Source organism: Clostridiales bacterium (genome assembly GCA_030016385.1).
In the GTDB taxonomy this organism is placed as follows: Bacteria; Bacillota; Clostridia; order Clostridiales; family Oxobacteraceae; genus JASEJN01.
The window spans coordinates 1-15,943 of the sequence record JASEJN010000031.1; the positions used below are offsets into that span (position 1 = coordinate 1).

Below are 15,943 nucleotides of genomic sequence, written 5' to 3' on the forward strand. Positions count from 1 at the left end.
TCAGATAAATAAAACAAAAGCCGTGAATTCACGGCTTTTGTTTTATTTATCTGAAATCTCCCTGCTTTTGCATTCCCTTGCATAATAGAAAAGGTACTCCTGTGCGAAGCCTGCAAGTTCTTTAAATTTATTCTGCGCAAAGATTTCAATCTTCTTTAAACTGTCATCCTGTGTTAAATAAAAAAACTGCATCACCCTTTTTATCCAGACATCTACGGGAAATGCCTCGTAATATCCCATCGAAAAAAGCAATATGCAATCGGATACTTTGGGACCGACACCCTTAAGCTCCATAAGCTCATCTCTAGCTTTTGAATATCCGATTTTATCTAAATTATACAAATCCAAATCCCCATCATTGACTGCCACAGCCGCGCCTTTTATAAATTTTGCCCTGAATCCTGTATGGCACTTTTCAATTTCGCTTATATCGGCATCTGCTATCTTGGACGGCTCCGGAAAACTGAAATATGTATTTCCCTTGTATTCTATGGGTTTCCCATACTTTTCCGACAGGGACTTTATGGCCCTTTTAATCATCGGTATCCTGTTGTTGGTCGATAGCATAAAAGAGATAAGTATCTCCCATTCGTCCTGCCTTAATATCCTGATGCCGCCTCCAAATTTTATGGCCTCGTTCAGCACTTCATCCTTCGACAAAACTTCTTTAATCCTGCCGTAATCCCTCCCTAAATCGAAATATCTGAACCATAAGTTTTTGAAATCGTCGAGATCGCTGTTATTTATAATAAGCAGATTTCCCTGCTTTTGCACATTTATTACCCTTCCAAATGCCGTACCGGTATAGCTTCCGTCTTTTTCCTCATACCATCTGAAGCATTGTCCGCAATCGAATATGTGTTTAAGATCAAAGTCCCTCACACCATCTATAATAACGCAGTTTTCTCCTTCGCTTACCTTGTATTCCAATAAAAGCCCTCCTTATATAAGTCATATAAAACATCAATATATAAAATTATACCCTAATTAAATCGTTTTGTGTTATATATTTATGAAGGAATGACAGATATTTTGTAGAATATCCCACTATATTATCTCGAAATTTGAAGGGAGAAAATTTCATGAAAAGTGTTGATGTATTATTCATAAATCCATACTGGAGCAAGCTCGGTGAAAGCATCGAGCATATGGGGTTTGCTTATATGGCTGCGACATTGAGGAAATCCGGTTTCAGTGTCGTAATAGCCGATGCCCCCATAAATTCATGGAATAACGAGCAGACAATTGAAAATGTAAAAAAGTATTCTCCTTCAATCATCGGCGTAAGCATACCATTTCAGGATGGCGCAGAGGATGCATTCGAGCTTATCAAAATGCTTGGAAAAAATTTTACATGCCATATATCCTTAGGGGGGATTTATCCTACATTTGAATATGAATCCATTTTGAGGGATTACCCAGAGATAGATTCCATCGTACTAGGCGAAGGAGAAGAGACTATTTTAGACTTAACAGACACTGTTAAAAATAATCTGCCACTATCTAGCGTAAGCGGATTAGCCATAAGACAAAACGGTAAAATAATAAAGACAAAAATGCGCCCGTTAGTTGAAGATTTAGACAGCCTTCCTTTTCCCGAAAGGGATACGCTGCCTGCTGTAATAAAAAAGGTCAATTTTGCCTCGATCGTATCAGGCAGAGGATGCTACGGAAGATGCAGTTTCTGCAGCGTCGACGGCTTTTATTCAGCCTTCGGCCCAAAGCTCAGGCTAAGGAGCGCCAAAAATGTGGTAGATGAAATGGAGATGCTTACAGGAGGATACAATGTCCACAATTTCATGTTTAATGATGCAAACTTTATAGGCGGCATCGGCCGTGGAAAAGATAGGGCATTTGAAATCGCCGATGAAATATTAACAAGGAAAATAAAATGTGAATTCAGAATACAGTGCAGGGCAAACGATGTGGATGAAGATCTCTTTAAAAAGCTTAAGGAAGCCGGATTATCAAGGGTATATATAGGCATCGAATCAGGTTCCCAGCCACAGCTTGACAGGTATAGAAAAGATATTACCGTAAGAGAAAATATGAAAGCCCTCTTGATATTGAGGAATCTCGGGCTATTTGCCAAATTGGGATTTATAATGTTTGACAGGGAGTCGAACCTCGATGACCTTTTCAACAACATCAATTTCATTAAAACTGTTAAAAAAATGTTTGATAAAGATAAGCTCGGTTACATATACCCTATAAGCAAACTTATGCCCCTGTCCGGAAGCGCCGCAAAGGATAAACTCTTTAATGACGGTTTGCTCAAGGGCAATTACAAAAACTTTTCATACGATTTTAAAGATAAAAAGATCGAGACCATCTATAATATGATGAAAAAATCATCATCCTTCATCTGGGGCATAAAGAGCAAAATCAAAAGCAGCAAAGATACGGATTCAGACTGGACCGGCGGCTGGACAAAATGGGATGAAAAAAAGGTTTCCGAATGAAACCCCCTATATGTATCTTTTTTATTTTTTATCTTTTATATGAAGAATATTATTTCAATTGCTAAGCTCGAAGTCTAAAGAGTCTGTAAACTCGTTCAGGGAAGAATCAAAACTTATCTTCGCAGAAGTCTGATTCTGCCCTGAACCTAAAGTTAACAGACTCTAAAGCCCTTCCGCTAATTGCTCTTTATAATATTCTTCCCCTAATCAAGTTGCATAAAAACCTCTTTTATGATAAGAAAGGTTAATGAATCATACTATAATAAAGTATTGACGGCATTTTTAAATTGGTCTTTGGATAATACTCCCACCGTACCTTTTGTCTTTTCCCCTTTTTTAAAATATCCTACAGTCGGAATGCTTCTTATTCCATATTCCATAGATGTCTGCGGATTTGCGTCGGTATCAAGTTTACAGAACTTCACTTTTCCCTTATATTCCTGTGCTACTTCTTCAAATATCGGTGAAAACATCCTGCATGGCATACACCATGTAGCCCAAAAATCCACAACCACCGGAATGTTTGAATCTATTACCTCAACCTTGAAATTGTCATCTGTCAGAATAACTATGTTTTTATCTTCCATTATAATTACCTCCTTGATTTTCTTATATATTCACAAATATTTAAACCGGCAACAGCGCCTTGCCCTACTGCGACTGCTATCTGTTTTATATTGCTTGAGCAGTCTCCCGCTGCATACAGGCCTTCAATATTAGTCCTCTGATTTTTGTCAGTTTCTATTATACCATCTTTTAACACTATGCCGAGCTTTCGCGCAAAGTCTATCGAGCTTGCCCTTCCAAAGGCGACAAAAATGCCATCATACTTCTCTGTTGTTCCGTCCTCAAAAACCACATCATCAAGATATTCACCGCCCTCGAACCGATAAATTTTTTTAGTCTCGACACGGGTATCCTGCGGATCTATGGTCAACTCATTGTGATCGGTAAGCAGTGTAATATTATCGGTAAAATGCTTCATTTCGTTCAGCTCATTTAAGGCATATTCACTATAGCCAAGTATTCCGACTTTTTTGCCTCTGTAAAAATATCCGTCACATGTTGTACAATAGTGTACACCCTTTCCTTCAAACTTTTCGATATCTTTTATAGGCGCCTTTTTCCCTTCGGAACCCGCGGAAAGCAGCACCGACCTTGAGTTGTAAGAAGAATCTTTAGTTTTAACGGTATATACTCCCTTAAAATCATATTCCAGCGCTATAACCTCATCTTCGATAATTTGGGCTTTAAATTTCTCAGCCTGCCTCCAGCCATTTTGTAAAAGCTCGTATCCTGATATTCCATCTTTAAATCCATAATAATTATCCACCAAGCGGCTTTTTGCAAGGCTGCTCTCTAACCCGATGACAAGCGTCTTAAGATTGGCTCTGGCCGTATATAATGAAGCCGATATTCCGGCAGGCCCGCTACCTATAATTATCACATCGTACATCATAACACCCCCTGTATACCCCTCATAGGTATAATAACACCGTAAATAACATTAGTCAATATAATTAATATAAATTGGATGCATATTTTATATTCGAATAATATATACACTTATATAAATTTTATTTTTTGCAAACTCTGCGATAATAATTCAACATAGTTCTTAAAAGGGATAACAAAATTTTTGACTGGAACTTCGATTCGTAATCTGAAATCAGTCATAAATAGGATTATGTTATTTTGAGCAACGAACGAGCATTATGAGAGTTTTGATAAGTTCTTGGCCCTGCTGCCGCAAAAGAATCCTTAGAGCTTTTGAATGTTTGAACTTTAGTTAAGTTTCAAAAGCTCTTGGATTCTTAAGGCTGCAGGCCTTAGAACGTCCAAAACTTGAATCTGACGAATGAGTGTTCAAAATAACATAAGCTCATCCTGCCACATATACACAGTAGGTTCCCGGATAGTTTTGGGCTTTGGTTTGTTACGCAACTTTACCCAGCCTACATATGCCTAATGTGATTTCTGTCCGTCAGACCAGAAGTTTGCCTCCAGCTTCCTTCAGATTCCACGTCGCCGTGGACACCCTTGCCTTTGGCTATGTGCTTGGCACTATCAGCCCGCACTCGGGATTTGCACCCGTTAGACCGCGCCCGTGCCGGGCGCACATAAAAGGGTTACACGCCGCTAAAGCGGCGTATAACCCTTCCTTTTTACTCTTGAACATGAGTCCCTTTTTATAAGCCTCGTTTTTAAAACTATCCTCGTTTTTTCATAATTCTCTCTTTTTAACATATCCAGAAGCATTTTTGCAGCGCTTTCACCTAAAAGAAGCATATTTTGATCGACAGTTGTAAGCTTCGGCTCCGACAATTCTGATATTATAATATTATCAAAGCCTATTATCGATATTTGCTCCGGAACTTTTATCTGAAGTTTCTTGCACGCATTGAGAGCCCCAACAGCCATAAGATCGTTACATGAGAAAATTGCCGTAGGCTTGAAGTCCGAACTCAATAATCCATACATTATAGACGATGCATTATCCACTGTCTCGGAGCTATTTCCTTCTCCCACATTTATTATATAATCGTTATTCACCGGAATTTTATGGGCATTCATTACACTCTTATATACATTTTCTTTTATATCATAAGAATAGCTCTTATATCCCCTGATAAAGCATATATCCTTATGCCCCAAGCTTATCAAATATTCAAGGGCATCGGACGTTCCGGTTTTTTCATCGTTTAATATGAAATTATATTGAAGGCCATCGTTGTAACCATTCACAAACACAATTGGTACAAATTCTTCGATTTCATCGTAAAAACCACTTAACATATTCTCAGTTGACGGGTCTATGACTATAATCCCGTCAACTTCCCTCGAAACGAGGTTTTTTACGCATTCCCTCTCTTTCGCGCCGTCCCCCTTTGAATCAGACAAAAAAACTGAATAATCATTTATACTGCTTGTTCTCTCTATTCCCTGAACAACCATTGTGAAAAACATATTAGTAATGCCTGGAACTATAATACCGAACGCATCGGTTTTTCTGGCTATAAGGCTTCTTGCAACCATGCTCGGTTTAAAGTCCAGCTTTTTTACGACTCTTTCGACTCTTTCCTTTGTGCTGCTGCTAACAGGATAGTTATTGTTGATTACCCTCGATACAGTGCTTATTGAGACACCGGCTTCCTTTGCAACATCCAGTATTGTCTTTCTGTCTTTCTTTTTCATATCGCACCTTTTATATTCATCTAAAATCTACGGCATTATATGTATCTCGGCATTATTCAGCTTATGCTTGAGCTCGCTTATTATATCGCTGCTGTTGTCCTGAGGCGGCTCCCCGACTATAACATCCGTGATCTTATGCTCCTTTGCAAATTCTACAATGGTTTTTTGTATATTGTCGGAACGCAGTACGTTCAGCTCTGCCCCTACGGATTTTGATATCCCGAATAAATATTCCAAAGCTTCTCCTTCCTTTGAGTTGCCCAGGAATTTCAAACCATTCAATGCCACATGTATTATATATAATTCTCCACCTAATTCATCTCTTATAAAAGCACCCTTCTTAATCAACCTTTCACAGGTTTTCTGCTGTGTAACACACACCAGTATTTTTTTACCTTGGTGCATCATTAAGACCCCCTCTAAGTTTTTTATTTAGGGTAAAGATCGGAGATATATTCCGTATAAATATTATTTAGTAACCCCACCTTTCATTATACATCTTTTATTATTTAAAAATTTGAATAATTATTTAAATTTTTATTTCAATAATCTGAAAAGTTTTACTTTTTATCATAAAAATCCAGATATGAATACTTTTCCCCATCTTTGCGCCAGCCTAAAATCGAACCCATATCGACATTTGAGGCCGCCCTGAAGATAAGCTTATCTATATCCTTATACTTTCCCTTAAGCTTTTCTATAAGAGCCTTTATTTCATATCTTTTATTTGCTGTTTTCTTTGCAGCCACCATGCATGCGCAGTTTAAAGGCCATATTCCGTTGTCCCGCGTAAATGCTTCTATATATTTCTCCTCGATATAGTATAGCGGGCGTATCAACTCCAATCCCTCAAAATGCGTCGACTTAAGCTTTGGAAGCATGGTTTTAAAACATCCTGTATAAAACAGATTGAGCAGGGTCGTTTCTATAACGTCATTAAAATGATGTCCGAGTGCGAGTTTGTTGCATCCAAGCTCCTTAGCTTTGGAATACAATGCCCCGCGGCGCATCTTCGCACACATGAAGCATGGATAATCCTTTGCAATCCTGTCTACTATTTCAAATATGCCCGATTCATAGATTTGAACAGGTATTTTCAAATACTTGCAGTTGTCTATTAGAAGCTTTTTGATGTCCTTATGATAGCCGGGATCCGCCGTAATGAATTTCACCGTAAAATTGGCCCTGCCGTGCCTTAAAAGCTCTTGAAACAGCTTTGCCATAAGCATGCTGTCCTTTCCGCCGGATACCGCAACGGCTATCTTGTCACCATCTTCTATAAGCTTGAAATCTCTCACAGCTTTTATGAATTTGGACCATATATGCCTCCTGTATTTTGTGATTATGCTGCGCTCTATTTCATCGAGCGGCTTCCTCTCATTAAAGGGAATCAGTATATCGCATCCATTGCCGGCTGTATTTCCCATAATAACACCACCTTCCAGCGCCAAAGCAAAAGCCCCTTTTACGGGGGCTTTTGCTTATCTGTCTATTTTAATCTATTTTCAAGGATTTGTTTTTCTTTTTCATAACCTTTTTTGCCGAGAAGCGCAAACATGTTCTTTTTATATGCTTCGACTCCCGGCTGATTAAATGGGTTTACTCCAAGAAGATAGCCGCTTATTCCACACGCCTTCTCGAAAAAGTATACGGTTTTTCCAAAATAATAATCGCTTATTTCAGGGACATTTATTATCAGGTTTGGCACGCCGCCATCTACATGAGCAAGTACGGTCCCCATAAAAGCCCTTTTATTCACAAAATCCATGCTTCTCCCTGCAAGATAATTAAGCCCGTCGGTATTTTCATCTTCCTTATTTATATTGATATCCACCTTAGGCTTGCTGATGTTTATGACCGTTTCAAAAATATTCCTGAGCCCCTGCTGGATATACTGCCCCATCGAATGGAGATCCGTCGTGAAATTGACGGATGCCGGGAATATACCCTTGTTGTCCTTTCCTTCGCTTTCTCCGTAAAGCTGTTTCCACCATTCTGAAAAATATTGAAGCATCGGCTCATAATTTACAAGTATCTCTGTGGTCTTTCCTTTCCTATACAGAATATTTCTTACAGCCGCATATTTATAACATGTATTTTTGCTTACATCACCGTCTGCATATTCATCCCTTGCATCCCTTGCGCCTTCCATTATCTTATCTACATCCGCACCGCTGACTGCAATCGGAAGCAAGCCAACGGCCGTAAGCACCGAATATCTCCCACCGACATCATCAGGTATTACAAATGTTTCGTACCCCTCTTTATCGGCAAGACTTTTGAGCGCTCCCTTTTCCTTGTCGGTTGTGGCAAATATCCTTTTCTTTGCCTCATCTTTTCCATATTTTTTCTCAAGATAATCTCTGAATATGCGAAATGCTATGCCGGGCTCCGTAGTTGTTCCCGACTTTGATATCACATTTACTGATATATCCTTTCCCTTTATTAAGTCCATAAGGCCTGAAAGATATGTACCGCTTATGCTGTTTCCTGCAAAATATATACCGGTCTTTTTGCCCTTTTGGTTCGGAAGATAGTTGTAAAATGGGTGAGATAGCACATCGATGCCGGCTTTTGCACCGAGGTATGATCCGCCGATTCCTATTACTATCAGTATATCGGAATTCTCCCTTATCCTTTGTGCGGCTCTTTTAATCCTTTCAAATTCAGCCTTGTCATAATTTACGGGCAGGTCCACCCATCCTGTGTAGTCATTCCCTGCGCCGGTCTTATTATGAAGCATTTCATGGGCGGTTCTTATCTGCGAAGACAAGTTTTCAATTTCATACTCCGAAAAAAACTTCAATGAATTTGAATAATCAAATGTTATACATTTGTCCATAATTTTACCTCCTGAATATGATGAATATTTATAATGCATTTTCCATCCATATTAAATAATTGTTTTGTATCGACTGCTTGTATCCCTTAAGTTTTGCAAGGCTGCTGCAGAGTTTTAAGCCCTACAGCACTGCATTAAAATTATAACATATTAATTTTTGTCATAAAAGTTATAAAATTTTCTGATAATTATATAAAGATGCGTCATCCAATAGTTGAAAATCCCCTGAAGCCTGCGTCAGCGATAGCCGATTCTGCTATCCTTTCCCCGTAACCTATCCTTTCTATATGATGAGCATCCGATCCAAATACCAATTTAACTCCTTTATCCTTCATATACTTCAGCGTTTCCCTTTCCGGAACGATACTCCCGTGCCTCACAAGCCATTTTGTATTTATTTCAATGGCACAATTGTTTTTTATTAATGAATCACAAATGTCATTCAAAAGGTCCGGATAATAGTTTAACCCGGGAATCCCTTCTCTTCTTGCAACTTCAATATGCCCTATTATATTAAAAAGCCCGCTGTTTATGGCTTTTAACACGTGAGTATAATAAATACTGCCGACCTTTTTAGTATCTCCCGTCAATTTGACGACGGTTTTAAAATGCATTATCCCTATGAGGTGTACGGAACCTATGGTATAATCAAAATCATATTTCTTTATGATATCCCTTAAAAACGGCTCGCCCTCCGGTGAATAACATATCTCAACCCCTATTAGTATCGGCAATCCCTTTGATTTTGCACTTTTTAAAAAATCTATATATTTATCGGGATCCTTATCAAACTTTAATTTTTTATGTTTTTCGCCGCTTTTCAATATATGGCTATACAGCGGCTCAAAACCCATTAACGATTTTGTGTGTATAACAACGCCGACTTTATCAACACCTGATTTTTTCGCAGTCGCACACATTTTTTCTATAGTGCCGGCAGACCATTCAAGTTTATCCAAATGCACGTGGTAATCTACAAGCATACATACACCCTCTATAATCCTTATATGCTATATATTATTCAATACGACATGTAAAAGTGCAAAGATGACGGAATTGAAAAAAGGCTGTCTCAAAATAAGTTTTATCTACAATATATTGAATTCACAAATTTAACCTACTCAATATTTTGTATTATTTCTCAATTTTGAGACAGCATCTTTAATACAAAGGTTTTATAAACATCTGCGTCCAGTATGCAACCCCTTTGCTGCTTTTTGCATATCCTACGCCTATCTCCGTATAAGAAGGGCTCAGAATATTTGATCTGTGTCCCGGCGAATTCATCCATGCATTCATAACTTCTTCGGGCGTTCTTTGACCCATCGCTATATTTTCACCTGCTGATGAAAAATTTATCCCGAAATCCTGTATCATGGTAAACGGAGATCCGTATGTCGGCGATATATGAGAGAAATAACTTTTGTTTATCATGTCTGCAGATTTATATCTTGCTACCCTTTCAAGCTGCCAGTTGTTTTTTAAAGGCTGCAACCCCCTTTTAACCCTTTCCTTGTTTACAAGGTCGACAACTTTTAGCTCTATAGTTTTAACATCCGTCTGGTCCGGTATATTTATAACCTGTCCGGGGTAAATAAGCGAAGGATTTTTTATTTGGGGATTTGCCGCGATCAATTCCGATGTTCCAACCTGATATTTAACTGCTATCTTCCATAGTGTATCTCCCCATACAACACTATATTTGCCGGCTGATGCAAAAGCAACCGGGCTTTTTATAATAAATACGGCTGCAACTGCCGCTACAAACAGCAATATTTTTTTCGGATATTTCATAACATGCACCTCCCCTATTTATTATTTCTGTTTATGTGAAATAAATGCATCCTTAACTCCGCCTCGATTAGCCAGCCTTCAGTTAGTGCATGCTTTTTTGTATGGAGAATATTATGGAAAGGCTTATCGAGAAGATAACACCGGAAATTGATTAATTAAAATCACTAATTGTGATAAAATAATATTGTTCAAATAAAAAATGGAAGGTGTATTTTATGGAAAAGGAAATAACAGGTAAATACGTGATATCCGGGGATACTATCATAAGTACGGATGAGTTTGACTTCAATCTTACAAAAAAAGTCCCCGGAGTATACGAAGTCATAAGGATTATCGATGGCGTCCCGCTATTTTTTGAAAAACACATGGATAGGTTTGCATCATCCGCCAAGCTCTTAGGCTTTGATCTTAAAATATCGGATAGCTCCATCTTATCCGCAATCGATAGATTAGTAGACAAAAATAGCACCCCGACAGGAAATATAAAGATTGTAATAAACGACCTTGAAAAACATTCGAGGAAAATTTATGCATTTTTTATAAAGCACAGATATCCGACACCTGATGAAATATCAGAAGGAGTACCTGTGATATTGTTTAACGCTGAAAGAAACAATCCAAATGCAAAGTCGACGGATCTTTCTATACGAAATAAGATAAATGAAGCCATAAAGGCTAACAATGCATATGAGGCTCTGTTAGTGGACAGAAATAACGAGATTACGGAAGGAAGCAAATCGAACGTCTTTTTTTTAAAGGCAAACAAGATATTTACGACGCCTGTCGAAACTGTGCTTCCTGGAATAACAAGAGAATATGTAATCGATATATGCAAAAATCTGAAACTTGATCTTTCGGAGTCCGCTTTAAGGGTCTGCGATATAATGGAAATGGATGGACTGTTTTTGACGGGGACATCGCCGCAAGTTCTCCCGATATCCCGCGTTAATAATACATCCTTTGGATCAGCCAAAAGTGAGATAATAAAAAATATCAGAATACATTATGAAAGAATAGTAAATGAATATATAAGCTCCTTCAATCGCCGTTAAATTTAAAAGAGGTAAAAAAATAACCGGTTTCCCGGTTATTTTTTTACCTCTTTTAAAGCATCGATAACATCGTCTATGTACTCTAATGGTATGGACAGGCCTTTCCTTGTCGGCGCAGGCTCTCCCTCATCGTTTGTGTAAAACTTCCTTATATCCACATAACCTGTTCCGTTTTTTTCGACCCGCTTTATTATAAGATGGTTTTCCCTTCCCCTGATTGCAATATCCTTTATTTCCTCTTCGCTGTCCCAGAAACTATCGCTCATGCTAACAACTCCTCCCTCATTTTCGCAGAATATTTATAAAAATCACAGTTGATCGATGGAATATACTCCATCCTGACACATAAGCTTTCTTATGACTTCCTGCTTGTCTAAGTTCACAGGTAAATATAAATTTAAATATATTGTTATTAATTCTTTCCCATTTTCTTTGATTTCTATACTGTTTATATTTATTTTCATATCACCCAATGCTTTTCCTAATTTGCCAAGCTGACCGGGCACATTCGTCATCCGCATCTCTACTTCAAAGTATGGACTTCTCTTGGTAATCCTTTTTTCTATGCTTTTAACCAGATTTAAAGTCGCATAGGCAAGAAAAGCAACCAGGAGGCCAGGAAAATACGAACCGTTTCCGATCGCTATGCCGATGCAGGCAACAACCCACAGTCCTGCGGCCGTAGTAAGCCCTTTGATGGATGCGCCTTCCCTTATGATAGTCCCTGCACCTAGAAAACCTATCCCGCTTATGACCTGCGCTCCAAACCTGGCCGGATCAACATTCGTAATTCCCCTATATTGTTTGAATATTTCTATGTTAACTATCTGTACCAATGCGGAACCCATGCATACGAGTATGTTCGTCCGAAGCCCCGCAGGCATGTTTTTGTGTTCTCTTTCCAATCCGATTAAAGCACCTGCAAGGGCTGAAATTATTAATCTTAAAATAATGCCTAAGTAATCCAAAAAATCACTTCCATGCAAAAATAGTCATAAAAGGCCTGCAAAACGGCTTTAAATCGAATCGCCATGGGAATACCAACCTATTTTTGAATAATCAGTTTTGTGTTGCTCGGGATATTCGTATAAAACCACTTTGCATCATCTAAGCTAAGCCTTATGCAGCCATGGGAAGCAGGAGTACCCAACTTATCCGCCTCTTCCTTTATTATATTGCCATTTTTATCCATGGGAACCGAATGAAAAAGGAATGTTGTTCCAATAAATCCCACAAAATATTTTGCTCCTTCTTTATATTCCGATGAATAAAACCATTCACCGCGTTTCTTCCCATTGTCATCGATGGAAAAGCTGCCAACCGGCGTCTCACTGTCTTTTTTCCCCGGTATGCCTGTGGAACATACCATGGATTTTATAAGCTTGCCGTCTTTAAATACATAAACTTTTTGTTCGGATATATCCACCCTTACAAAATACCCTTTTTTAACTTCGGCTGCCTGCACAACATCCGTTTCTGTTTTGTCTTCTTTGGAATCATTATCTGACATCCGCGATTTTTCAGGAAGCGTTGTGCTGTCATTTCTCTCTTCAGTCTGTTCTTGGGAAGTCTTCTTTTCAGTATCCTCCGGCGTAACTTTTTTGACCGGACTGCATCCTGAAAAAATCAAAAGCGCTATCATAATAATTATCGCAAGTCCTTTTAACCTCATAATATTTGACTCCTTTGTACGCATAATTGTAAAATAATCGATTGCTTTTATATAGCTTTCCGCAAATCTATATACATGATAAGCTTTTCTGCAAATTTTTTTAAATATTTTTCATCCATTTCATCAAACCTTGAAAACCGCGGGCTGTCTATATCCAGAACTGCCATCACATATCCATTTGATATTATCGGAACGGCGATTTCGGAATTGGATGCATCGTCGCATGCTATATATCCGGGAAATTCATGCACATTTTCTACCAGAACCGATCTTTTTTCATATGCAGCAGTACCGCATACTCCCTTCCCGGGTTTTATGCGAGTACAAGCAGTCCTTCCCTGAAATGGCCCTAAAACAAGCTCCCCATCCTTAAGCAAATAAAAACCTGCCCAGTTTATATCATCAAGGTTTTGAAACAAAAGCGCTGATGCGTTGCAAAGATTGGCAAGCCAGTCGCTTTCGCTGGATAACAAACCCTCAAGCTTTACAAGCATAATCCTGTAAAAAGTATCTTTATCAGGTACATTGATTTTTTTACCGCCCCCCATAAGTTACACCTCACATCCTTGATTTACATTTAATTTTACCCTTTAGATACCGCAGCGTCAAGACTCTTTAGCCTTTCCTGCAATTCGTAATTTGAAATATGGCATAAATAGGATTATGTTATTTTGAGCAACGTTCGTAATATTCTTCAAATAATATTTATACACATACAAATTTTACTAATTTGAAATAATATCGATATGAATATATAATATAGATAGGTTTATTTTGAAATATAGCTGGAGGATAGGCGATATGTAACGACAAAATATCGGTATTATTTGTAATATATTTGAATTGCTGGTTTCGATAGGGGGATATTGTTTTGGATTTTAATGGCATTTCATTCGAAGACAGGCATTTATTCGATGGTTTTGAATATCTATGTTCCGATTATATTTTTTCTTATATTTATATGTATTCTGATCTTTATAAATTGAAATTATATCACGATGACAGGACCGTTATTATTTCTCAGTCCGTAAACAGTCCTGTTTTTTATGTGCCTCTCGGGGACACTGAGTACGGGGTCAAGCTTGTTGTCGACTATTGTAAGGCTCTTGGACTGGCTCCAATTTTCGTCAAAGTAACCGAGAAGTATTTTGAACTATTCGATGAATTCAAATTCAAACTTAAAGAGGACAGGAATTCATTCGATTACGTGTTTAAAAATTCGGACCTTGCATCCTACAAAGGTAAAAAATACAGAAAGCAGCGGAATAACCTTTCGAATTATTTGAGGACAGTAAGGGCAACGTACACCGATGACATTTATAATCATATAGATGAATGCAAAGCCTTTACATATAAGTTTTATAATAACAGGAAGGAAATATATAATCCCACTATTAAGATACTGGGCAGGGCCGTCGACTTGGGATGCAGGGGTGGGATTGTATGGGATGGGCCGAGTATCCAGGGTTATTGCATATATGAGAGTATCTCAAAGGATACCGCTTTATCCCACGTTGAGCTTACCGACAATACTGAAAGAGGCGTTCATTCATTTATGATAAAAAATGTGTCTTCGGATATCGATGAGGATTATATAAATAAGGAAGATGACATGGGTCTGCCAGGGCTGAGGCGTTTTAAAGAATCATACAGCCCGTGTTTTATGATCAAAAAATATATCGCATCAAAGTAAGCTTAAATATTATTATTTACAGCACATAAAAGAAGGTGAAAATGTGAGAAAAATATACCTCGACAATGCATCGACGAGTTATCCCAAGCCCCAATGTGTTATAGACACCATGGTCGACTTTATGAAAAATATAGGATGCAATCCGGGTCGGGGAGGATATGAAAAGTCAGTGGAATCCGACAGAATCGTATACGATGCAAGGAAAACCATAAATGACTTTTTTAACGGGCCTTCTTCAAAAAATGTTATATTTACACAAAACATAACGATGTCTTTGAACACTATAATGAAGGGCATGTTTAAGAAAAACTGGCATATCATAACGACATCCATGGAGCATAACAGCGTAATGCGGCCTTTGAGATCTCTTGAAAGGGAAAGGGATTTAAACGTAACTGTCATCAAATGCTCAAAGGAAGGGTTCCTGAACCCCGATGACATTAAAAATGCCATAACAAGATTTACCAGAGCTGTTGTCATGACACATGCTTCAAACATCACAGGCACAATACTTCCTGCCTATGAGGTGGGTAAAATATGCAGGGAAAACGGGCTTTATTTTATACTCGACTCGGCGCAGACAGCAGGTACGCTCGATATAGATTTCAAAAAATTCAACATAGACGCTTTAGCTTTCACCGGACATAAAAGCCTTTTGGGGCCTCCTGGCACAGGCGGTTTCATAATATCGGATTTTGCAAGCGAGATAACATCGTCCTTGATAGAAGGCGGCACCGGAAGTGAATCGGATATGGAAAACCAACCCGAAATATTGCCTGACAAATATGAAGGCGGCACGTTAAACACACCGGGGATCGCTTCCCTTAAATCAGGGATAGATTTTATAAAAAAGAAGACAATCGATAAAATACGCCGCCACGAGCAGAACCTTACGGATATTTTCTTAAATGGCCTGTCTTCAATAGATGGCATTACTGTTTATGGTCCTCGCAATCCCGCTTTGCAGACGGGAACAGTATCTATCAACATTAAAGATATGGACCCTTCTGAAGTTTCTTTTATACTCGACAGCAAATACGGCATAATGACAAGATCAGGTTTGCACTGCGCTCCATCGGCACATAAAACCATAGAAACGTTCCCCAAAGGTACGGTCAGGTTCAGCATAGGGTATTTCAACACAGAAGATGAGATCGGATATACCCTTGATGCCATAAGGGAAATATCGGATAAAAATTAAGCAGCAGGTTTTTTCCTGCTGCTTAATTTCAC

The 15,943-nt window shown here is 38.5% G+C and carries 17 protein-coding genes; 4 read left to right on the forward strand and 13 right to left on the reverse strand.

Annotated features, from left to right (window positions below):
* Window positions 1-42 precede the first annotated feature (42 nt).
* Window positions 43-930: a DNA glycosylase gene (locus QME45_08485; protein ID MDI6618701.1), complete on the reverse strand. Its 888-nt coding sequence runs from the start codon at window positions 928-930 to the stop codon at window positions 43-45.
* A gap of 152 nt (window positions 931-1,082) precedes the next feature.
* Between QME45_08485 and QME45_08490 the strand changes: the two genes are divergently transcribed.
* Window positions 1,083-2,462: a radical SAM protein gene (locus QME45_08490; GenBank protein MDI6618702.1), complete on the forward strand. Its 1,380-nt coding sequence runs from the start codon at window positions 1,083-1,085 to the stop codon at window positions 2,460-2,462.
* Between the two features lie 257 nt (window positions 2,463-2,719).
* Here the strand turns inward: QME45_08490 and trxA are convergent, their stop codons facing one another.
* From trxA to safA, 8 genes are all read right to left on the reverse strand, one after another.
* Complete coding sequence (gene trxA / locus QME45_08495; GenBank protein ID MDI6618703.1) at window positions 2,720-3,049, reverse strand: thioredoxin; 330 nt, start codon at window positions 3,047-3,049, stop codon at window positions 2,720-2,722.
* A 5-nt stretch (window positions 3,050-3,054) separates the two neighbouring features.
* The gene (locus tag QME45_08500; protein ID MDI6618704.1) at window positions 3,055-3,921 is read right to left on the reverse strand and encodes an NAD(P)/FAD-dependent oxidoreductase; all 867 of its coding nucleotides are present in this window, start codon (window positions 3,919-3,921) and stop codon (window positions 3,055-3,057) included.
* 680 nt (window positions 3,922-4,601) lie between these two features.
* Window positions 4,602-5,657, reverse strand: coding sequence for a LacI family DNA-binding transcriptional regulator (locus tag QME45_08505; GenBank protein ID MDI6618705.1), 1,056 nt, complete (start codon window positions 5,655-5,657; stop codon window positions 4,602-4,604).
* Window positions 5,658-5,684: 27 nt separating this feature from the next.
* Entirely contained in the window at window positions 5,685-6,062 is a 378-nt protein-coding gene (locus QME45_08510; GenBank protein MDI6618706.1) for a universal stress protein UspA, read from the reverse strand.
* A gap of 155 nt (window positions 6,063-6,217) precedes the next feature.
* The gene (locus tag QME45_08515) at window positions 6,218-7,084 is read right to left on the reverse strand and encodes an ATP-binding protein (protein ID MDI6618707.1); all 867 of its coding nucleotides are present in this window, start codon (window positions 7,082-7,084) and stop codon (window positions 6,218-6,220) included.
* 62 nt (window positions 7,085-7,146) lie between these two features.
* Window positions 7,147-8,499 carry a glucose-6-phosphate isomerase gene (locus QME45_08520; protein MDI6618708.1) on the reverse strand — a complete coding sequence of 451 codons (1,353 nt, stop codon included), beginning with the start codon at window positions 8,497-8,499 and terminating at the stop codon, window positions 7,147-7,149.
* A gap of 203 nt (window positions 8,500-8,702) precedes the next feature.
* A complete protein-coding gene (locus QME45_08525) occupies window positions 8,703-9,482 on the reverse strand; it encodes a PHP domain-containing protein (protein MDI6618709.1) in 780 nt (259 codons plus the stop codon).
* Between the two features lie 178 nt (window positions 9,483-9,660).
* A complete protein-coding gene (gene safA / locus QME45_08530) occupies window positions 9,661-10,293 on the reverse strand; it encodes a SafA/ExsA family spore coat assembly protein (GenBank protein MDI6618710.1) in 633 nt (210 codons plus the stop codon).
* Between the two features lie 215 nt (window positions 10,294-10,508).
* Between safA and QME45_08535 the strand changes: the two genes are divergently transcribed.
* Complete coding sequence (locus tag QME45_08535; protein ID MDI6618711.1) at window positions 10,509-11,345, forward strand: aminotransferase class IV; 837 nt, start codon at window positions 10,509-10,511, stop codon at window positions 11,343-11,345.
* Between the two features lie 35 nt (window positions 11,346-11,380).
* Here QME45_08535 and QME45_08540 read toward each other — a convergent pair whose 3' ends face one another.
* The 4 genes from QME45_08540 to QME45_08555 form a co-directional block, all read right to left on the reverse strand.
* Window positions 11,381-11,611: a transcriptional coactivator p15/PC4 family protein gene (locus QME45_08540; GenBank protein MDI6618712.1), complete on the reverse strand. Its 231-nt coding sequence runs from the start codon at window positions 11,609-11,611 to the stop codon at window positions 11,381-11,383.
* A gap of 42 nt (window positions 11,612-11,653) precedes the next feature.
* On the reverse strand, window positions 11,654-12,313 hold the full coding sequence (locus tag QME45_08545) for an MgtC/SapB family protein (GenBank protein MDI6618713.1): 660 nt from the start codon (window positions 12,311-12,313) through the stop codon (window positions 11,654-11,656).
* A gap of 77 nt (window positions 12,314-12,390) precedes the next feature.
* A complete protein-coding gene (locus QME45_08550; GenBank protein ID MDI6618714.1) occupies window positions 12,391-13,017 on the reverse strand; it encodes a L,D-transpeptidase in 627 nt (208 codons plus the stop codon).
* A 47-nt stretch (window positions 13,018-13,064) separates the two neighbouring features.
* Window positions 13,065-13,565, reverse strand: coding sequence for a GAF domain-containing protein (locus QME45_08555; protein ID MDI6618715.1), 501 nt, complete (start codon window positions 13,563-13,565; stop codon window positions 13,065-13,067).
* A gap of 323 nt (window positions 13,566-13,888) precedes the next feature.
* On the opposite strand from QME45_08555, the gene QME45_08560 reads away from it, so the two are divergent.
* Together QME45_08560 and QME45_08565 are read left to right on the forward strand one after the other, a co-directional pair.
* Entirely contained in the window at window positions 13,889-14,710 is an 822-nt protein-coding gene (locus QME45_08560) for a phosphatidylglycerol lysyltransferase domain-containing protein (GenBank protein MDI6618716.1), read from the forward strand.
* Window positions 14,711-14,753: 43 nt separating this feature from the next.
* Complete coding sequence (locus QME45_08565) at window positions 14,754-15,911, forward strand: aminotransferase class V-fold PLP-dependent enzyme (GenBank protein ID MDI6618717.1); 1,158 nt, start codon at window positions 14,754-14,756, stop codon at window positions 15,909-15,911.
* The last annotated feature ends 32 nt before the right edge of the window (window positions 15,912-15,943 follow it).